This window comes from Ensifer sp. M14, from assembly GCF_003355565.1.
Lineage (GTDB): Bacteria > Pseudomonadota > Alphaproteobacteria > Rhizobiales > Rhizobiaceae > Ensifer.
In genome coordinates, this window is sequence record NZ_QJNR01000004.1 from 433,132 (window position 1) to 450,388 (window position 17,257).

Genomic DNA, 17,257 nt, shown 5'->3' on the forward strand with positions numbered 1-17,257 from the left:
GACTATTCGATATCGTCGCCGGGGACGATATCGCCATCGGCAGATTCGGCTGTGGCCGGAGCAACGCTCTCGGCCTCTTCTTCCTCGACGGCGCGAATGCGCACGTCGGTGATCTTGGCGCCCGGGAAGCGGGCGAGAATGGCGGCCACATCCGGATCCTGGCGCGCGTCGCTGACGCGCTTTTCCTGGGCCTGCTGCTCGGCTTCGATCATCGTCGGCTCGCCGGGGTCACGGCTGTAGCTGACGATCCAGTGAATGCCGGTCCATTCCTTGAGCTTGACGGCGAGTTCGCCAAGCAAGGTTTTCGGCGCATCGTCGGAAACGTTGACGTCGAGACGACCGGGCTCGATGCGCACCAACCGTATGAAGCCACGCACCAGCGTCTTCAGTTTGATGTCTTTATTCTTGCCGCAGAGGTCAGCGATGTCGCTGACCGAATTGACCGGGACCGACGGCTGCGCCTTGGCTGCCGGGGCTGCTGCCGGCCGCTCCTCCGTGTGCCCGACGCTGATCGGCTGCGGGCTGACATCGGGAACGGCTCGCAACATCGTCGCGCCGTTGCCGGTCGGCCGTCCGATCGATACCGGCTGGGCGGCTTGCGGCTGTAACGGGCTGCCGGCTGACGCCTGCATGCCGCCGCCATTGCCGCCGCCGCCTGAGGTCGGACGGGCGCCACCGCTGTCGCTGCCGGAGAGTTCGAGCACGCGTCTCGCCGCGTCTTCCGGCGACGGAAGATGGGCGGCATGGGCAAGCCGGATCAGCACCATTTCCGCAGCACCCGCCGGGCGCGACGAACTTTCGGCCTCGGGAATGCCCTTCAAGAGCATCTGCCAGATGCGCGACAGCGTGCTGACGGCGACACTGCCGGCAAATTCGGCGCCACGCGTCCGCTCGATCTCGCTCAGGGACTGGTCGCTTGCGGCATCCGGCACGTATTTCAGCCGGGTGACAAGATGGGTGAAATCGGCAAGGTCGGTCAAAACCACCGTCGGGTTGGCGCCGGCCTCGTACTGCGCCGTGAATTCGCCGAGCGCTGCCGCAACGTCACCCCTGACGATATGGTCGAACAGATCGACGATGCGGGCGCGATCAGCAAGGCCGAGCATCGAGCGCACGGTCTCGACCTCGACGGAACCGCCGCCATGGGCGATCGCCTGATCAAGCAGCGACAGGCCGTCGCGGGCAGAGCCCTCGGCCGCACGCGCCACCATCGCCAGCGCTTCCGGGTCAAAGGAAACGCCTTCCTTGCCGAGAATGGTCGAAAACAGGCCGACGAGGTCGGAGCCGCTGATGCGCCGGAGGTCGAAGCGCTGACAGCGCGACAGCACCGTGATCGGCACCTTGCGGATTTCGGTGGTGGCGAAGATGAACTTCACATGCTCCGGCGGCTCTTCGAGCGTCTTCAACAGACCGTTGAAGGCCTGCGTCGACAGCATGTGCACTTCGTCGATGATATAGACCTTGTAGCGCGCCGAAACCGGGCGGTAGCGCACCTGCTCGATGATCTCGCGGATATCGTCGATGCCGGTATGCGACGCGGCGTCCATTTCGATGACGTCGACATGGCGCCCGTCCATGATCGCCTGGCAATGCTCGCCGGGCACGCGCAGGTCGATGGTCGGTCGATCGATGTCGGGTGTCTTGTAGTTCAGCGCACGGGCGAGAATGCGGGCGGTGGTGGTCTTACCCACCCCGCGCACACCGGTCAGCATGTAGGCTTGGGCGATGCGGCCGGTCTCGAACGCGTTGGTCAGCGTGCGCACCATCGGCTCCTGGCCGACCATCAGGTCGGAGAAATCCTTGGGGCGATATTTACGCGCCAGAACGCGGTAGGCGGCTGGTTTCTGTTCGGATGAAATGGACGTTTCGTCGCTCATCGACCCTGCCGCTTTATGAATTCGTGTCCCGACAGGACGGATTTACGGCACCGCGCGTCGCATGGGATGCGTCTGGTCACCGCAACTTTGTGTGGTGCTGCCTGATTGCTGAGAGCGGTTTCGATCTCAGCAATCAGGCAGGTGGGAGGCTGGCACGATGACCCGTGCCGGGGCTCGTTAGGGCTGCTTCCTTCCGGACCTGACCCGGTTGGCGAGTGGCTCGTCCACCACCAACCTCCCGGCTCCCATATCGGCAATATCGCAAGCAAATGCAAGCCAAGCCGTCAAAAAACTGATATCGATATGCAAAACAAGGCGAATCCGCTCCCGGCCCAAGGAGACCTTCTTGACGACATTCACCCTTGACGAGCGGCTTGAACGCGACGGCATCCCGATCGCCTCGATCGGCCTCTGCCAGATGCGCCTGATGAACGATCGCCGCTGGCCCTGGCTGGTGCTCATTCCCCAACGCGGGGGTATCTCCGAGATTTTCGATCTGTCGCCGCTCGACCAGACGATGCTGACATTTGAAACCAATATGGTGGCGACCGCCTTGAAAAAAGTCACCGGTGCCGAGAAGATCAATGTCGGCGCGCTCGGCAACATCGTCCGCCAGCTCCATGTGCATATCATCGCCCGCAGCGACGGCGACCCGAATTGGCCCGGCCCCGTCTGGGGCTTCGGCAAGTCGGAGCCCTGGGGCGAGCAGGACCACCAGGCATTTGCAGCCCGCATTCTGGAAAATCTCTGAACATGACGAAATCGATCTTTGACCTTCGAAGCCCCCATCCGGAGCCGAGCACCCTCGTCGCCTTTTCCGAAAATCACCTCGATCGCCAGTCGGAGCACCGCGCCGACGATTGCATCGAAGTTGCGCTCAAGCATCCTGGCGCCCATTTCCTCGCCTTTTCCGGACCCAAGCTGATCGTCAAGCACGACGAGAAGATCATCGATCCGCTGTTTGCGCCCTATGAACTCGACGGGCTCGAGCCGGTGCTCGACGAAACCATCCTGCTCGGTTACCTCACGAATGGTGAGCCGCGCCTTGCTGTGCCGACCGGTTTGACCGAGGACAACATCGCCGAGCCTTTCAAGATCGCCGACGGGCGCACGCTCTACCGCCAGCAGATGCTGCCGGAAGAACTTCTCGGTCAGTTCGCCCAAGGCTCGAGCCTGATCACCTGGAACGCCAACAACCGCTTCTGCGGCCGTTGCGCCGGACCGATGGAAGGCAAATCAGGCGGTTATCGCCGGGTCTGCACCGCCTGCGGCCACATGGTCTTCCCGCGCACCGATCCCGTCGTCATCATGATGACCATCGATCTGGAGCGCGACCTCTGCCTGCTCGGCCGTAGCCCGCATTTCACTGCCGGCATGTATTCGTGCCTCGCCGGCTTCGTCGAGCCGGGCGAGACCATCGAAAATGCCGTGCGCCGCGAAACCCACGAGGAATCCGGCATCCACATCGGTCGAGTGCGCTACCACGCCTCGCAACCCTGGCCGATGCCGCACACGCTGATGATCGGCTGTTATGCCGAAGCGAAATCGACAGTGATCAAGCGCGACGAGCAGGAACTCGAGGACGTTCGCTGGTTTACCCGCGAGGAAACGGCGGCGATGCTGGAGCGCACGACCGGCGTCGCCGATACCGGCAACGAGCATATTCCGCCGCCGAAGGGGGCCATCGCCCACCGGCTGATGCGCGACTGGCTGGCCTGGGGCGAGCACGGCTGAGCAAAGCCCAGCCGATACGAGGAGACTTGCCTTGTCCCGCTCCGAACGGCTGCTCGACCTGCTGCAGGTTCTCAGACGCTACCGACAGCCCGTCAGCGGCCGGCGACTGGCGGAGGAAACCGGCGTCAGCCTCAGGACGCTCTACCGTGATATTGCCAGCCTGCAGGCCCAGGGCGCCCATATCGAGGGCGAGCCGGGACTTGGCTATGTCCTCAAACCCGGCTTCATGCTGCCGCCGATGATGTTCTCGCAGGAGGAGATCGAGGCCTTGGTGCTCGGCTCACGCTGGGTGGCAAAACGCGCCGACACCCATCTGGCGAAGGCTGCCGGCGATGCGCTCGCCAAGATCGCGGCGGTTCTGCCGGCGGATCTTCGTGAAGAGCTCGATGCCTCGACGCTGCTTGTCGGGCCAGCCCCGCCCGTCGCCGACCGCATCGACGTCGCGCTGTTGCGCAAGGCGATACGCCACGAGCGCAAGCTCGACCTTGCCTATATCGATACGGATGGCGGCGAGACGCGTCGCACCGTCTGGCCGTTTGCGCTCGGCTTCTTCGAGAATGTCCGGGTGCTGGTTGCATGGTGCGAGCTGCGCCAGGGGTTCCGGCACTTCCGGACCGACCGCATCCGGCAGGCGGACATCAACGAGACGCGCTATGGACGCCGCCGGCAGGTGTTGCTTCGGGAATGGCGGGAGGCCCAGAACATCGGCCCGCCTGAGGGCAGGCGTGTCGGTTCGGCGTGAGGCATTTCGAGCGAAAGCGCTGAGCGCGTCTTCCACCAGCAAGACGCAAAGCAAAGACGGCCCAATCAATGCTGACAAAAATTGGCAGCGGTGCACGCTAATCTGCAACTCCCGAAAAGGAGACAGATCATGGCCAAGGCAAATCTCATTATTCTCTATGTCGCCAATCCGCTGGCAAGCGTCAGCTTCTACAGCAAGCTGCTCGACAAGGAGCCGCTCGTTTCCTTCCCGACTTTTTCGTCGTTCGAACTGCAGGACGGCTTCGTGCTCGGGCTTTGGGCGCGGGACGCGGTGGCGCCGGAGCCATCAAAGACCGGCAACCGCTCAGAACTGGCGTTCATGGTCAAAGACGAGGAGGCGGTACGTGCGCACTATGAAAAGTGGAAAGGTGCTGGCCTGACGATTGCGCAGGATCTGACGAAGATGGATTTTGGACCGACCTTCGTGGCGCTTGACCCGGATGGACACCGCCTGCGCGCGTGCCTCTTTGATGACTAGATCAAGGGTTTGCGCGTATCCCGCCAGCTTGGGTGGCGGGATACGGCGAATGGTGCTGATTAGCGGCCGTAAACGGCGGCCTGGATCTGCGAACGGGAAATACCGATATCGCTCAGGGCGTGGTCATCCAGCGAATTCAGTTCGCGGATCGCACGGCGCATTTTTGCATATTCAACGATCTTCTGACGGATCTTCATTTTTAACACTCCATATGTGAACGAGCGTCAAATAGGCATTTGCACATTATTTAGGTACCTCCGCGATTGCAGACCGGGCATGCACCAGACGCGTAACGGGTTAACGCATTGGTAAGCCTGATCTGCAGTCGCAGGGTCGCGCGTGACTTTAGAGCACGCCCCGCATCGGGTGCGCCTTGTAGGTGCCGAGAATGCGGACCTTCTCGGAGAAGAAGCGCAGCTCGTCCATGGCGTGACGGACGCCGACATCATCCGGGTGGCCCTCGATATCCGCATAGAATTGCGTGGCCACGAACTTGCCGCCGAGTTGGTAGCTCTCAAGCTTCGTCATGTTGATGCCGTTGGTGGCAAAACCGCCCATCGCCTTGTAGAGGGCGGCCGGAATGTTGCGCACATTGAACACGAAGGTGGTGATGATCAGTTCATCGTCGGCGCTGCGGGCGAGCAACTGCTCTTCTCGCGACAGCACGACGAAGCGCGTCACGTTGCTTTCCGTGTCCTCGACATTCTCGGCGACGATCTCGAGGCCGTAGAGATCGGCCGCGAGCCGCGGCGCGAGCGCTGCCATCGAGCGATCGCCCTGTTCCGACACGAGCTTGGCAGCGCCTGCCGTATCGCCGGCCACCACCGGCTTCCAGCCATTGGCGCGCACGATCTTGCGGCACTGGCCGAGCGCATGAATGTGGCTGTGAACCGTGCGGATCTCGTCGCGCGTCACGCCCGGCAGCACCATCAGCTGGAAGCGGATCGGCATGAAGTATTCGCCGACGATATGAAGGCGCGATTCGGGCAGCAGGTGGTGGATGTCGGCGACGCGGCCGGCAATGGTGTTTTCGATCGGGATCATCGCCAGATCCGCCTCGCCGTTCTCCACCGCGACGAAGGCATCTTCGAACGTCTGGCAGGGAAGCGGCTCCATCGACGGAAACATGTCACGGCAGGCCATGTCGGAGTTGGCGCCGTAATCGCCCTGGAAGGAGATCCTGTTGGTCTTCGTGGTCACACTGTCTTCCTTCTCAGGCTTTTTCGGAAAGGATGCGGCGGGCTTTTTCCAGCTCGACCGGCGTATCGACGCCGAGCGGCACGGTATCGACGATTTCGACGTCAATGCGCATGCCGGCCTCGAGCGCCCGGAGCTGCTCGAGCGATTCGCGCTTTTCGAGCGTCGATGGCTTCAGAGCGACGAAGTTTTCGAGCGCCTGGCGGCGGTAAGCGTAAAGGCCGATGTGGTGATAGAGCGGCCCCTCGCCGTAGGGCGCGGTGGCGCGGGTAAAATAGAGAGCGCGTAGACGCGTGGCCGACAACGGCGAACCGACGACCTTGACGATGTTGGGGCTCTTCTTCTCGTCCTCATCGGTGATCGCCACCGTCAGGGTGGCGATATCGGTCGAGGCATTGTCGACGAGCGGCTTCAGCGAGGCGCGGATGGGAGCGGGTTCGATCGTCGGCAGGTCGCCCTGGACGTTGATCACGAACTCCGCCTCGCGGTTTGGATCGGCCTTCGTCAGCGCCTCATAGATGCGGTCTGATCCGGACTGGTGATCGATCCGCGTCATGATCGCTTCGAAACCGGCGTCGCGCACGACATCGAACACGGCCTGGTCGTCGACGGCGACGACGACGCGTCCGACATCGGCCTCCGCCGCCCGCCTGGCAACCTGGACGATCATCGGCAGGCCGCAGATATCGGCGAGCGGTTTGCCCGGCAGACGTGTGGAAGCCATGCGCGCCGGAATGAGCACGATGGCTTTGCCTGAATTTTCGCGTTTCATGATGTGGCCTTCAAGAACCCCGCCGAAGGTGTCAAAAAGTCTCAGTTCGGGGTCCATAATCTCTGTTGCAACGCAGAGCCAAAAGACATAGGTTCCGCGCGATTTCAAGATGGGCCGGGTTTTTGTTTACGCCGGTGGCAAAGGGAGCGTTTGCAGATGAACTCATATGTGAACATGGGCGTGGGTGCCTTTCTGGGTACGGTTTTCGTTCTGATGTCCGTATCCATTGCGTCGGAAGGCATTTTCCATTCCGAGGCTCCCGAGAAGGAAGGCTTCGCGATCATCTCTTCGGAAGGCGCGACCGAAGCCGGCGGCGCCGAGGAAGTGGCTGAAGTCGATATCAAGCCCTTGCTCCTCAAGGCAGACGTTGCAGCCGGCGAAACCGCGTTCAAGAAATGCGCAAGCTGTCACACCGTGGATAAGGGAGGGGCCAACAAGGTCGGCCCCAACCTGTGGGGTCTCGTCAACCGCCCGATCGCCTCGCATGAGGGCTTCAGCTACTCGGCTGGCATGAAGACCTTCGCCGAAGGCGGCAAGGTCGTCTGGGACTACGACCACCTCAGCTTCTTCATCGAAGCACCGAAGAAGCACGTTCCGGGCACCGCCATGGGCTTTGCCGGCGTCAAGAAGCCTGACGAACGCGCCAACCTGATCGCCTACCTGCGCGAACATGCCGACGCTCCGGCCGCTCTCCCGGATGCAGCCGCCTCTGCGGAAGCCGCTCCCGCTGCCGCCACCGAAGGTGCCGCCGAAAAGCCGGCCGAAGGCCAGCCCGCAGCGGAAGCCAAGCCGGCCGAAGGCCACGCTGCTCCGGAAGGCCAGCCCGCACCGGCTCAATAAGCCAGAGCGTGCAATCGAACTGATTTCGAGAAGCCCGGCCATCGCGCCGGGCTTATTGCTGTCTTCGGCCAGTCCGATCCGGCTTATCTCACCCCAATCTACATCAGGATGTAAGCCCAGACCGAAACGCTGACGACTCCAAGCGCGGTCGTCAAGGTGATGGTCGAGGACGCCAGCGCATGGCCCACGTTGAAGTGATTGGCGATCAGCCAGGCGTTGACGCCGGTCGGCACCGCGGAGGTCAAGACAAGGGCTGTCGTCCAGTTGTCGTTGAGGCCAAGCAGGTGGCAGGCGGCAAAGACGACAGCCGGGAAAACAACAAGCTTCAACAGGCTCGTCACCGACGCCAGACCGAGATTGCCGACCAGGCCATATTTATCGAGCGCCATGCCGATCGAGACGAGTGCTGCCGGTGCTGCGACGGCGGCAAGCTGATCGACGACACTCTTGACCGGTCCGCCCAGCGGCTGGCCGACAAGGTGCACGGCGGCGCCGCAGGCAAGGCCGATGACCAGCGGGTTGCGCACCAGGTTGCGGGCAACACCACCCAAAAGCTTCAGCGGGCTTTGCCCCGGCTTGCCGCTGACCTTGCGCTCGGCGCGCTCCATCAGCACCGTGCCGGCGATCATCATCACCGGCAGATGAACGGAGAGCAGGATGGAGAGCGCCACGATCCCCTCCTCGCCGACGATGCGCGACACCAGCGGCAGGCCGATGAAGACGGTGTTGGCGAAGGCCGAGGAAACACCGGCGAGCACCCCCATGCGCGCATCGCGGCCAAAGACGAGCGTCGCTGCGAGATGGCCGATGGTCCAAGTGACGGCGACGCCGGAGAAATAGGCGACCCAGAGTGGCCAGGGCGAGCCGTCCTTAAAATCCGCCTCGGCGATCGTTCGAAACAGGAGAACCGGCACCGCGACACGGAAAACAAAATCGCCGAGCGCATCGCCGACGGTCGGTTTCAAATAGCCGAACCTGACGATCAGCCAACCGGTAAGGATCAGGATGAAGACGGGCAGGACATTCAGGAAAATATCGGACATGCGTCAGCCTTGGGAACGGTCCGTTAGAGATAGACCCGTTCCGGCGACCGCCGCAAGGTTGCAATACTGTTTGCCCCCTGGCGTGGTTGGCAATCAAGGGCAGAAAGACCGGAACATTCCCATGCTCAGGGCGTTCCCAAACAGCACCGGGATAACGCCAATGTCGACTGAGAAGCCTATCTACTCCCATCAGGACGACAATCCTCATCTGAAAGATGACGATCTGGCAGGCAAGGTCCTGCGCTTCATCCACTATGCCACCTTCATCGACACCACCGATATGGCGGTAATGGCACTGGGTGAAATGATCGTGCTGTCAGGTCAGGTTCGCAGCGAGGCCGACGTGGCCTGCGCCGGCGATGCGGCGAGATCGGTGATCGGTGTCACCACCGTCGAGAACCGCCTGACGGTCACGCCGGAACAACACCTATAACGCCAGCGTGCGGGCAACACATCAGCAGAGCATCGCGATTTCAGGTGGTTTCACTCAGCGTGGATAACATACTTTGGAATCAAAGTTCTGGAGCGTGCCTGGTGCATTCTTCTGAACGCAAGGCCCTGTCGTGATCATAGTCCCGAGACAGCAAGCGGTTGTCGTTTGCTGCCTTGGCTGGTAAACGGGTCTCGCGCCAACCGACGTGCGCAGGATTTCTTTGGAGACCGGAATGGGGACCACCGAGTCAGCAACCAGGTAAGCCGCAACAACACTGCCAATCGTTGTTGCGGCGTCTGTCCGGTCATTTCACGCTACCGATAAGATGGCAGAGCGCCGCCGAATGTCATTCATTTGAGCGGATGTTCCATCGTGCCCAATCGTAAATCACCAACCTGGACCTATTCGGTGCCGGCAGCGTTGCTGCTGATGGCACCCTTCGACATCCTCGCCTCGCTGGCGATGGATATCTACCTTCCGGTCGTGCCGGCCATGCCCGGTATTCTCGGCACCACCCCGGCAATCATCCAGCTGAGCCTGAGCCTCTATATGATCGTTCTCGGCGTCGGGCAGATCGTCTTCGGACCCATTTCCGATCGCATCGGTCGGCGTCCCGTCCTCATCGGCGGGGCGCTCGCCTTTGCGGCCGCGTCATTGCTGATCGCCGCGACATCGTCGGCCCCGACCTTCCTTGCCCTGCGCCTCCTTCAGGCGATCGGCGCATCGGCAGCGCTTGTCGCCACCTTTGCGACGGTCCGCGACGTCTATGCGGAGCGGCCGGAGGGCGTGACCATCTACGGGCTCTTCAGCGCGATGCTCGCCTTCGTCCCGGCCCTCGGGCCGATCGCCGGCGCGCTTCTGGCCGATTACTTCGGCTGGCAGGCGATCTTCCTGACACTCGGTGTGCTGGCAATCGCCGCCACGGCAAACGCCCTGCCGCGATGGCGGGAAACGCGACCCGTCGGCGCCGAGGAGCAAAGGCGGGCTTTCGCCCCGATCCTTAAGGATGGAGCGTTCTGGACCTACACTCTCGGCTTCAGCGCCGCGATGGGCTCGTTCTTCGTGTTCTTCTCGACCGCACCACGCGTGCTGATCGACCGGGCGGGTTACTCCGAGCTCGGCTTCAGCCTGGTCTTTGCAACGGCAGCGGTGGTGATGATCGTCACCACCCGTTTCGCCAAACGCTTCGTCGCGCTTTGGGGCATCGCCGGCAGTTTTGCCCGCGGGATGGGGCTACTTCTCCTCGGCGCGATGCTGCTTGTCGTCGGGGAAAGCGTGTCCCCACCATCGTTCTGGACCTTCATTCTGCCGATGTGGGTCATTGCCGTCGGCATCGTCTTTACCGGCTCGGTCACCGCCAATGGAGCGCTGCAAGCCTTCGGCCACGTGGCGGGTACCGCAGTCGCGCTCTACTTCTGCATCCAAAGCCTGATCGTCGGGGTGCTCGGCACTGTGGCCGTGGTGCTGCTCGGCGGCGATACCGCCTTTCCATTAGCCGGCTATTCGTCGATCATGGCGATCGGCACGCTGATCGCTCTCGGTCGTTTGACACGGCAACGAGCGGCGGACGCCTGATCCCTTGAAACCGCCACAGGGCGTTCCGGCCATGTCGCAACGCCCTGCGGCACTCCCTCCTCCGTCCGCACCCAATGACGTAAAAAGGGCGCCGTTCAGAGACAAGCACATCGGCCAAGAAAGCCTCTTGACCTTGCCCCCGGGGCGAGCCCCACAGTCGGATCCATGAGCGATTCTTATCTTCTTGCCGGCCGCTTCGGTGCGGCCACGCGACTATCTCCGAAGGCGCTGCGGCTCTATGCCGAGCAGGGCATTCTCGTGCCCGCCTATACCGATCCGGCGACCGGCTACCGCTACTACGCGCCGGAGCAGAAAGCCCGGGCACGGTTGATTGCGCGCCTGCGCAGACTTGGCCTTCCGGTAGCGCGCGTCGCCCAATTGATCGAGCTCGATGCGGATAACCGCCTGGTCGAATTGCGGTCCTGGCTCGAAGCCCAGGGCGAGCGACTGGTTGAACAGACCGAGCTTGTCGATACGATCGCACGCCAGAGCGACGGCCGAGACGCCGGCTTGACCTCGATAATTGCCGTGCGCGAGGTCAGGGCCTGCAAGCTGATCTTCTGTCAGCGACAACTCACTATCGACGCGCTCGATGGGTTCATGGCAAGCGCCGAGGCGAATATTCGTGGCTACCTTCGCGACTGCGGGGTCGCCGACGGCGGTGCCATGACCGTGCATTTCCACGAGACCGTCAGCCGCGACAGCGACGGGCTGGTGGAGGTGGCGATTGCCTATGAAGGCAGTATCGAGCCTGCCGAAGACCTGTGCATCCGCTTTCAGGCGAAACGGCGCGAGGCCTTTCTGCCGGTACCGGCCGCTTGCGAGAACTTCCCGCCGATCTTGCGCGTCTACGACGCCGTCGAGAGCTGGCTCGACGCGCGAAGCGACGTCCATTGCATCGGCAGCCCCTACGAAATTCACCCCGGAAGCCACGGCGCAACCTTCGATGTCGCCTACCCCATCACCTGATTTCACAGACGATAAACAGGACAGCCGATCATGATGCATTTCACCTATACGGGTTCCGGTCCCTATTGTTACGCCAACTCGTTTGCAATGATGTTTGGCGCACATGCGCCCTCCACCGCGGTGATCGAATTTGCCACCGGCAGCCCGTTCGGCATGCAACTCATCGGCGGCACTCTGCCGTTCTTCGACCCCTACGGCTGGGATCCGGAAGCCGGATTCGACGGTGCGCTTGCGGCCCTCGGCTGGACATCGACACTCAGCAAGGGTGGCGACGCGGATGACGCGCTTTCCCGCCTGCGCGCGGCCCTCAAGGATGGGCCGGTCTGGATCGGCCCGGTCGAGATGGGGCATCTGCGCCACCAGCCGGGCATGAGCGGGCCGATCGATGCCGACCACTACGTCGTGGTCATCGAGATGGACGAGGACAGCGTGCTGATGCATGACCCGCAAGGCTACCCCTATGCGCGCCTGCCGCTTGCCAACTTCATGGCCGCCTGGCGCGCGGACACGTTGAGCTACGGTGATGCCTACACGATGCGGACCGATTTTGTCCGTGTCGCCGAGATGTCGGAGATCGAAACCATACAGGCGTCGGTCCCAGCCGCCATCCACTGGTTGTCGATGGAAACGGACCGGCCCGTTCCCCCGAGAACCCTTGGCAATGCGGAAGCCGCCGAAACGCTCGCCGCCCGCATAGAGACCGCTTGCGACAAGGGACTGAGGGCGCACATGATCCACTTCGCCGTCCGCGTCGGCGCGCGCCGCGCAGCCGACGCCGCCGCCTGCCTTGCACGGGCTGGTTACCACCAGGCCGCACGCATCGCCGACGACCAGGCCCGACTCATCGGCGCGCTGCAGCATCCACTGGTGGCGCGAAAGGACGCCGATGCGGCCGCCAGCTTGCGAGCCCTGGCCCCGACCTACGACCGGCTGAAGGTGGCGCTGGAGCACGGCGGCTAAGGCATTTCCAAGAATGTGCCGAGCGGATTTCCGGCCAGATGCGCCCCGAGACAACGGCGCTGGGTGTCTTCGCCTCTCGACCGAGAGCGGTCCCCGGGGGCGCGGGAGACATCGAGTCCCCCTGGGAAGGCTGGTTTTGCATCGGCGCTATCGGAGCCGCTGCAGGATATCGGCGGCGCCGACGGTAGCGAACCGCACGAATGATATCACGCTTCTGCGACACGTCGGATCGGGTGCACCTGCGGGCGGGTTTCGCCCAGGCAGGGCCAACTGCACGAGCGAGCCAGCATCAAGCGAGCAGCTCGGAAAAGCCGCCAGGCCGTTCCACTTTCCCGCGCGCGAGTGGTTCGTAGTGGAGCCCGACCACACCGTTCGCATAGGTGTCCGTGCCCATCAGTTGCAGATCATATCGTTGCGGAAGCCCGGAAAACCAGGCGACGCCCGGAGACGTAACGGGGTAGACGAAGAAGTTGAAGGCATCGACGAGACCGAGGCCAATAACAGTCTGGGCCAGGCTCGCACCGCCCGAGAGGTGGATATCCCCGCCCGGCTGCGCCTTCAGCTGAAGGAGATAGGCGGCAAGCGCATCGTCATCGGCGACGACCACCTGATCGACATTGTTCCATTCGGTCAGCATCTCGGACCCCGAGCGCGAAAAGACCAGCTTGCGATAGTCGTTCATCCGGCGCGCCATCTTGCGATTGGTTTCGGTTCCGACGTCTTCCGAAAGGGCACCCGGCCAATAGGCTGCCATCTCTTCGTAGGTCACGCGGCCGACGAGCACGGTGTCGTAGGTGGCATAGAGCCGATCGATCGCCCGGTACTGGTCTTCGCTGACGGTGCCCATCCAGGCAAGCGGATCGTCGAGGCGTCCATTGAGCGTCGTCATCATCTGCAGGACAATCTTGCGCATACCCGCCTCCTCTATTGGGCCTTGCCCTCGACGAGGCCGGCGAGCTGCCCGATCACCGTGCCCCAGCCGTCGTAAAAGCCCATCTCCTCGTGCATGGTCCGGTCGGCATTGCTCCTGTGCATGACGTGGGCGGCATAGTCCGTGCCGTCAGCATGATCCTTGAGCGTGATGATGGCCGTCATGAAAGGGTTCTCGGCGGGGCGCCATCCCGCGACCAGCGAATTGGTGAAAACAATGCGCTCGTGGTCGTCGACCGCCAGGAAACAGGCATCCAGATGCGGGGTGAATGCGCCACCGCCTTCGCTGATCCGGGTGACGAAGGCGCCGCCCGGCCGAAGATCCATATCCACCACCCGGCATCTGGCCGGCGCGGGCACCCACCATTGCTCGAAACGGGCGGGATCGGCCCAGGCATTCCAGATCACCGAACGCGGCGCCTTGATCAGGCGCGATATCGTCAGGTCGAGATCGGGATCGGGAGATCGGATCATGTCATTTCTCCTTGTTTTGCGCTGCCATCACGAACTGCTCAAGCCGATCGGTGCGCCCCTCCCACAGGGCACGCTGCGCCGACATCCACGTTTCGATGGCCGCGAACCGGTTCTTGTCGATGGTGCAGGTGCGTACCCGGCCCTGTTTCACCGTGCGGATCAGGCCGCTGCCTTCGAGAAAATGGATGTGTTTCATGAACGACGGCAGCGCCATGTCGAACGGCTTTGCCAGATCGCTGATGCTGGCGGGGCCGCGACCGAGCCTTGCGAGCACGGCGCGGCGCGTCGGGTCGGCCAGCGCCTGGAAAATTCCGTCGAGCGGATCCGAATACTGTTCCATACGGCTAAGTATCACGATCAAATACTTAGTGCAATGGATAAGTATTAACCCACCTATGGCGGCAGCATTGCGAGAATATCGGACGCCCGCGCCTTCAGCTTGCTGGCCCGCGTGCCGCTCACCCTCTTCCTCAACGCAACGTCGCGATCTCCGCGACAGGACCGTGGCCCTGGAACACGTCTCGGTAACCAGCGGGCTTGCGCTGGTCGCCATCCTCTCGCGACGACGTTGAAGCCGACCTGCACCCTGATCCGATCGTCGCGGCATGCGGCGGTCGGAATCGAGACATCGGAGATGACCTTGCTGCGCTTATGGGATCAATGTTTCGACGCACTGCGAAAGGCGTCACCTTCGGCCTCGGCAGCGATTTTGAGTGCACCGGGATCGACGCCCATCGTGCGAAGGGCACGCGCGGTGACGCCCTCGCGAAGATCCGCAACCGTTGCCACGACATCGGCGCCGAGCAACGGTCCGTGGCTTGCCCGATCGGCAGCCAATGCCTGCATCACCTGCGCACCCGAGGGGGCGGCGACGTAGACCTCGCGGTTGAGCAGCAACGGTGCCTGCCCCTCAGCGAGATGTGCGGCGATCCGGGGATCGAGACCCAGAAGACGAAGCGCCTCGGCGTATTGGCGCGCAATGGCTTGCGGCAGATCGGACGCGTCGGCACCGACCCGCGTAAATGCCCGGCGCGCCGTCCCGTCCGGAAGATCGAGCGCAGACAACAGGAAGTGTTCCGCGCCAGGCTCACGCTGCTGGTCTTGCAAGGCATGGTGCTCGGCACGCTCACAAAGCGCCTTGATCGTGCCCATGTCGTTGAGACGCTGCTTGATACGGTTGAACATCGAAATATCCTAACGCTCGTTGCCTGTGACGAGATCCGACAGACGTTTATGTGCGGCCTGTTTGGTGACGCCGAGAGCTTGCGCAATCCGCGCCCATGACCATCCCTTTCCCAGCGCCGCTGCGACCGCCTGACGCTCCAGGCGATCCGCCAGCCTTCGAAGGGCGACGACAGTGGCAAGCGTTTCTGCGGGATCGTCGGAAGGTTGAAAGGCATCGGGATCGATCATGTCGTCAACATTAGTTGACGAGCGACAATGCGTCAACCTAAGTTGACGATTTTGCCGACACGATTGCACATCCGGGCGCGGCTTCGGCCGGCAGCATCATCGAATGATCGACGGCAGCCTCGGTCTGCACCGAAATGACTGCGGCAGGCGTGGGCGATGGCCCGGGTCTAATTCGAATGATTTTCACAGGGGAGATGGCGGACAGAGAGGGATTCGAACCCTCGATACGCTTTCACGTATACACACTTTCCAGGCGTGCGCCTTCAACCACTCGGCCACCTGTCCATCCGTCAGCAGCCGTTGGTCATGCGGCTGGATGGGAAAGGCCGGAGCCCTTCGTGTCAGCCGGCGCGAACCGGCGGACGGGCGGGATATATACCGATGATTTGCCCGGGATCAACTGCTTTCTGACAGATTGTTGACATCTTGTATAACTTGGCAGGCAATGCTCGCCATTGCGCTTGCTTCCGACCGGGCCTATCTCTTGCAGCAGCATTGTTCGGCGCTTCTCGCTGGAGATCGCCCGGACGCTGCGCCAGCCCGGATTGCGACGCTCTCCCCCATCGCCGGCATCGCCCCCCGAAAGGCGCACGGAAGATGAAAGCGGCTACACGGACTGGACCGTTCGTATCTGAGGAATGAGGGACCGATGCGCTTCGTGCTGAGACTGGCGAGCTTTGTGGTGTTGCTTGCGGCCGTGCTTGCCGGTGCGGTTGACGCCATCCAGTCCGTTGCCGCATCCGAGCTGGTGATGACCTCGCTCGGCGACGATCTCGAAGCGCTCGGGGCCGACACTGCCAGTTGGGTGCAGTTCGCCCAACGGACCGATAGCGGAGCGACGTTCTGGCACTCCATGCTGCACTGGCTTTTTACGCAGCCCGCCTTTGCGGTCCTCGCGCTTCTCGCCCTCCTTCTTTGGATGGCCGGATACAAGAAGCAGCCGGCCGCCGGCCGCTTTGCCGCCTGATCATCGCGGGGCGCTTCCCCCGCGTCGACGATATGGAGTTTCCACGATGTTCCTGATCGACATGTTCAACAAGAAGACCATCATGCCCGACGCTGAGACGGCACTGCGCGGGCGCGAGGACGCCATTGCGACCGCCGTCAGCCATTTCGTCTCGGGACGCCCGCTGAAAAGCCCCTACCCCGAAGGCACGGAGAAGATCCTCTTCGGCATGGGCTGTTTCTGGGGTGCCGAGCGCTTGCTGTGGAACATGCCCGGTGTCTACGTCACCGCCGCCGGCTATTCCGGTGGCCTGACGCCGAACCCGACCTACCAGGAAACCACCACGGGACTGACCGGCCACACCGAAGTGGTTCTGGTGGTCTACGATCCGAAGGTGGTTCCGCTGTCGCGCCTGCTCAAGACCTTCTTCGAGGAGCACGACCCAACCCAGGGCATGCGCCAGGGCAACGACATCGGCACGACCTATCGCTCCGCCATCTATGTCTATGACGATGCGCAGATGAAGGGGGCGAGGGCCGCGCGCGACGCCTTCCAGGCGGCGCTGAAAATGTCGGGCCATACGGGCAAGATCACCACGCAGATCGAAATGGCCGGCCCGTTGTACTTTGCCGAGGATTACCACCAGCAGTATCTGGCGAAAAACCCTGATGGTTACTGCGGCCTGCGCGGCACCGGGATCAGCTGCCCGATCGGCGCCTGAAGCGCGCTGCTGTCTTTCAGAGTGGCTTGCCGCTCTTCAGCGCTCTTGTTTTGCGCTTGCCGCGCACAACCCCTTGTACACCCTTTCACGACATGCTCTTTCCCTTTGACGCCGCCTGCCTGGCGCGCGGCGT

21 protein-coding genes, 1 tRNA gene and 1 other RNA gene are annotated in these 17,257 nt (G+C 62.6%); 11 read left to right on the plus strand and 12 right to left on the minus strand.

All coding sequences use genetic code 11. From position 1 onward, the window contains the following. Positions 1-2: 2 nt before the first annotated feature. Both BLJAPNOD_RS02255 and ffs read right to left on the minus strand, forming a co-directional pair. Positions 3-1,877 carry a DNA polymerase III subunit gamma/tau gene (locus tag BLJAPNOD_RS02255; RefSeq protein WP_115418768.1) on the minus strand — a complete coding sequence of 625 codons (1,875 nt, stop codon included), beginning with the start codon at positions 1,875-1,877 and terminating at the stop codon, positions 3-5. A gap of 141 nt (positions 1,878-2,018) precedes the next feature. Next, positions 2,019-2,116, minus strand: an RNA gene (gene ffs, locus BLJAPNOD_RS02260) — signal recognition particle sRNA small type. Between the two features lie 107 nt (positions 2,117-2,223). Here ffs and BLJAPNOD_RS02265 point away from each other — a divergent pair. The 4 genes from BLJAPNOD_RS02265 (at position 2,224) to BLJAPNOD_RS02280 (ending at position 4,851) form a co-directional block, all read left to right on the plus strand. Then, positions 2,224-2,628, plus strand: a complete 405-nt coding sequence (locus BLJAPNOD_RS02265; RefSeq protein ID WP_077499369.1) for an HIT family protein — start codon at positions 2,224-2,226, stop codon at positions 2,626-2,628. 2 nt (positions 2,629-2,630) lie between these two features. Then, a complete protein-coding gene (gene nudC / locus BLJAPNOD_RS02270) occupies positions 2,631-3,611 on the plus strand; it encodes an NAD(+) diphosphatase (RefSeq protein WP_115418769.1) in 981 nt (326 codons plus the stop codon). Positions 3,612-3,642: 31 nt separating this feature from the next. Continuing rightward, positions 3,643-4,353, plus strand: coding sequence for a YafY family protein (locus tag BLJAPNOD_RS02275; RefSeq protein ID WP_115418770.1), 711 nt, complete (start codon positions 3,643-3,645; stop codon positions 4,351-4,353). Between the two features lie 129 nt (positions 4,354-4,482). Beyond that, a complete protein-coding gene (locus BLJAPNOD_RS02280; protein ID WP_115418771.1) occupies positions 4,483-4,851 on the plus strand; it encodes a VOC family protein in 369 nt (122 codons plus the stop codon). A 59-nt stretch (positions 4,852-4,910) separates the two neighbouring features. Here BLJAPNOD_RS02280 and BLJAPNOD_RS02285 read toward each other — a convergent pair whose 3' ends face one another. The 3 genes from BLJAPNOD_RS02285 to BLJAPNOD_RS02295 form a co-directional block, all read right to left on the minus strand. Further along, entirely contained in the window at positions 4,911-5,048 is a 138-nt protein-coding gene (locus BLJAPNOD_RS02285) for a DUF1127 domain-containing protein (protein WP_065784874.1), read from the minus strand. Between the two features lie 148 nt (positions 5,049-5,196). Then, positions 5,197-6,051, minus strand: a complete 855-nt coding sequence (locus BLJAPNOD_RS02290; RefSeq protein WP_077499377.1) for a prephenate dehydratase — start codon at positions 6,049-6,051, stop codon at positions 5,197-5,199. Positions 6,052-6,064: 13 nt separating this feature from the next. Then, positions 6,065-6,820: a 3-deoxy-manno-octulosonate cytidylyltransferase gene (locus tag BLJAPNOD_RS02295; RefSeq protein WP_115421098.1), complete on the minus strand. Its 756-nt coding sequence runs from the start codon at positions 6,818-6,820 to the stop codon at positions 6,065-6,067. Positions 6,821-6,976: 156 nt separating this feature from the next. Between BLJAPNOD_RS02295 and BLJAPNOD_RS02300 the strand changes: the two genes are divergently transcribed. Continuing rightward, complete coding sequence (locus tag BLJAPNOD_RS02300; RefSeq protein ID WP_115418772.1) at positions 6,977-7,660, plus strand: cytochrome c family protein; 684 nt, start codon at positions 6,977-6,979, stop codon at positions 7,658-7,660. 98 nt (positions 7,661-7,758) lie between these two features. Here the strand turns inward: BLJAPNOD_RS02300 and BLJAPNOD_RS02305 are convergent, their stop codons facing one another. Beyond that, the gene (locus tag BLJAPNOD_RS02305) at positions 7,759-8,703 is read right to left on the minus strand and encodes an AEC family transporter (RefSeq protein WP_077499381.1); all 945 of its coding nucleotides are present in this window, start codon (positions 8,701-8,703) and stop codon (positions 7,759-7,761) included. Positions 8,704-8,863: 160 nt separating this feature from the next. Here BLJAPNOD_RS02305 and BLJAPNOD_RS02310 point away from each other — a divergent pair, with 160 nt between their 5' ends. The 4 genes from BLJAPNOD_RS02310 to BLJAPNOD_RS02325 all read left to right on the plus strand — a co-directional run bounded on the left by BLJAPNOD_RS02310 (position 8,864) and on the right by BLJAPNOD_RS02325 (position 12,640). Then, positions 8,864-9,136, plus strand: coding sequence for a BON domain-containing protein (locus tag BLJAPNOD_RS02310; RefSeq protein WP_115418773.1), 273 nt, complete (start codon positions 8,864-8,866; stop codon positions 9,134-9,136). 372 nt (positions 9,137-9,508) lie between these two features. Continuing rightward, positions 9,509-10,711 (plus strand): Cml family chloramphenicol efflux MFS transporter, encoded by a 1,203-nt coding sequence (locus tag BLJAPNOD_RS02315; RefSeq protein ID WP_115421099.1) that lies wholly within the window; start codon positions 9,509-9,511, stop codon positions 10,709-10,711. Positions 10,712-10,876: 165 nt separating this feature from the next. Next, the gene (locus BLJAPNOD_RS02320; RefSeq protein ID WP_115418774.1) at positions 10,877-11,680 is read left to right on the plus strand and encodes a MerR family transcriptional regulator; all 804 of its coding nucleotides are present in this window, start codon (positions 10,877-10,879) and stop codon (positions 11,678-11,680) included. 30 nt (positions 11,681-11,710) lie between these two features. Next, positions 11,711-12,640, plus strand: coding sequence for a hypothetical protein (locus BLJAPNOD_RS02325; protein WP_115418775.1), 930 nt, complete (start codon positions 11,711-11,713; stop codon positions 12,638-12,640). A gap of 289 nt (positions 12,641-12,929) precedes the next feature. Here the strand turns inward: BLJAPNOD_RS02325 and BLJAPNOD_RS02330 are convergent, their stop codons facing one another. The 6 genes from BLJAPNOD_RS02330 to BLJAPNOD_RS02355 all read right to left on the minus strand — a co-directional run bounded on the left by BLJAPNOD_RS02330 (position 12,930) and on the right by BLJAPNOD_RS02355 (position 15,742). After that, a complete protein-coding gene (locus BLJAPNOD_RS02330; protein WP_115418776.1) occupies positions 12,930-13,553 on the minus strand; it encodes a dihydrofolate reductase family protein in 624 nt (207 codons plus the stop codon). Positions 13,554-13,564: 11 nt separating this feature from the next. Next, on the minus strand, positions 13,565-14,044 hold the full coding sequence (locus BLJAPNOD_RS02335) for an SRPBCC family protein (RefSeq protein ID WP_115418777.1): 480 nt from the start codon (positions 14,042-14,044) through the stop codon (positions 13,565-13,567). A 1-nt stretch (position 14,045) separates the two neighbouring features. Further along, the gene (locus tag BLJAPNOD_RS02340; protein ID WP_077499392.1) at positions 14,046-14,384 is read right to left on the minus strand and encodes a helix-turn-helix transcriptional regulator; all 339 of its coding nucleotides are present in this window, start codon (positions 14,382-14,384) and stop codon (positions 14,046-14,048) included. Between the two features lie 317 nt (positions 14,385-14,701). Then, entirely contained in the window at positions 14,702-15,229 is a 528-nt protein-coding gene (locus BLJAPNOD_RS02345) for a Clp protease N-terminal domain-containing protein (protein WP_115418778.1), read from the minus strand. 9 nt (positions 15,230-15,238) lie between these two features. Beyond that, positions 15,239-15,457, minus strand: a complete 219-nt coding sequence (locus BLJAPNOD_RS02350) for a helix-turn-helix domain-containing protein (RefSeq protein WP_115418779.1) — start codon at positions 15,455-15,457, stop codon at positions 15,239-15,241. Between the two features lie 195 nt (positions 15,458-15,652). After that, a tRNA-Ser gene (locus BLJAPNOD_RS02355) sits at positions 15,653-15,742 on the minus strand. A gap of 364 nt (positions 15,743-16,106) precedes the next feature. Between BLJAPNOD_RS02355 and BLJAPNOD_RS02360 the strand changes: the two genes are divergently transcribed. Together BLJAPNOD_RS02360 and msrA are read left to right on the plus strand one after the other, a co-directional pair. Continuing rightward, complete coding sequence (locus BLJAPNOD_RS02360) at positions 16,107-16,424, plus strand: hypothetical protein (protein ID WP_077499400.1); 318 nt, start codon at positions 16,107-16,109, stop codon at positions 16,422-16,424. Between the two features lie 46 nt (positions 16,425-16,470). Next, positions 16,471-17,124 carry a peptide-methionine (S)-S-oxide reductase MsrA gene (msrA, locus tag BLJAPNOD_RS02365; RefSeq protein WP_115418780.1) on the plus strand — a complete coding sequence of 218 codons (654 nt, stop codon included), beginning with the start codon at positions 16,471-16,473 and terminating at the stop codon, positions 17,122-17,124. Positions 17,125-17,257: the final 133 nt, after the last annotated feature.

Bases quoted from the DNA above. Each gene is read 5' to 3' on its own strand.
- BLJAPNOD_RS02335 (WP_115418777.1), bottom strand. From the start codon at position 14,044: ATGATCCGATCTCCCGATCCCGATCTCGACCTGACGATATCGCGCCTG.
- BLJAPNOD_RS02300 (WP_115418772.1), top strand. From the start codon at position 6,977: ATGAACTCATATGTGAACATGGGCGTGGGTGCCTTTCTGGGTACGGTT.
- BLJAPNOD_RS02305 (WP_077499381.1), bottom strand. From the start codon at position 8,703: ATGTCCGATATTTTCCTGAATGTCCTGCCCGTCTTCATCCTGATCCTT.
- BLJAPNOD_RS02360 (WP_077499400.1), top strand. From the start codon at position 16,107: ATGCGCTTCGTGCTGAGACTGGCGAGCTTTGTGGTGTTGCTTGCGGCC.
- BLJAPNOD_RS02325 (WP_115418775.1), top strand. From the start codon at position 11,711: ATGATGCATTTCACCTATACGGGTTCCGGTCCCTATTGTTACGCCAAC.
- nudC (WP_115418769.1), top strand. From the start codon at position 2,631: ATGACGAAATCGATCTTTGACCTTCGAAGCCCCCATCCGGAGCCGAGC.
- BLJAPNOD_RS02320 (WP_115418774.1), top strand. From the start codon at position 10,877: ATGAGCGATTCTTATCTTCTTGCCGGCCGCTTCGGTGCGGCCACGCGA.
- BLJAPNOD_RS02345 (WP_115418778.1), bottom strand. From the start codon at position 15,229: ATGTTCAACCGTATCAAGCAGCGTCTCAACGACATGGGCACGATCAAG.
- msrA (WP_115418780.1), top strand. From the start codon at position 16,471: ATGTTCCTGATCGACATGTTCAACAAGAAGACCATCATGCCCGACGCT.
- BLJAPNOD_RS02255 (WP_115418768.1), bottom strand. From the start codon at position 1,877: ATGAGCGACGAAACGTCCATTTCATCCGAACAGAAACCAGCCGCCTAC.
- BLJAPNOD_RS02340 (WP_077499392.1), bottom strand. From the start codon at position 14,384: ATGGAACAGTATTCGGATCCGCTCGACGGAATTTTCCAGGCGCTGGCC.
- BLJAPNOD_RS02280 (WP_115418771.1), top strand. From the start codon at position 4,483: ATGGCCAAGGCAAATCTCATTATTCTCTATGTCGCCAATCCGCTGGCA.
- BLJAPNOD_RS02350 (WP_115418779.1), bottom strand. From the start codon at position 15,457: ATGATCGATCCCGATGCCTTTCAACCTTCCGACGATCCCGCAGAAACG.
- BLJAPNOD_RS02295 (WP_115421098.1), bottom strand. From the start codon at position 6,820: ATGAAACGCGAAAATTCAGGCAAAGCCATCGTGCTCATTCCGGCGCGC.
- BLJAPNOD_RS02310 (WP_115418773.1), top strand. From the start codon at position 8,864: ATGTCGACTGAGAAGCCTATCTACTCCCATCAGGACGACAATCCTCAT.
- BLJAPNOD_RS02330 (WP_115418776.1), bottom strand. From the start codon at position 13,553: ATGCGCAAGATTGTCCTGCAGATGATGACGACGCTCAATGGACGCCTC.
- BLJAPNOD_RS02285 (WP_065784874.1), bottom strand. From the start codon at position 5,048: ATGAAGATCCGTCAGAAGATCGTTGAATATGCAAAAATGCGCCGTGCG.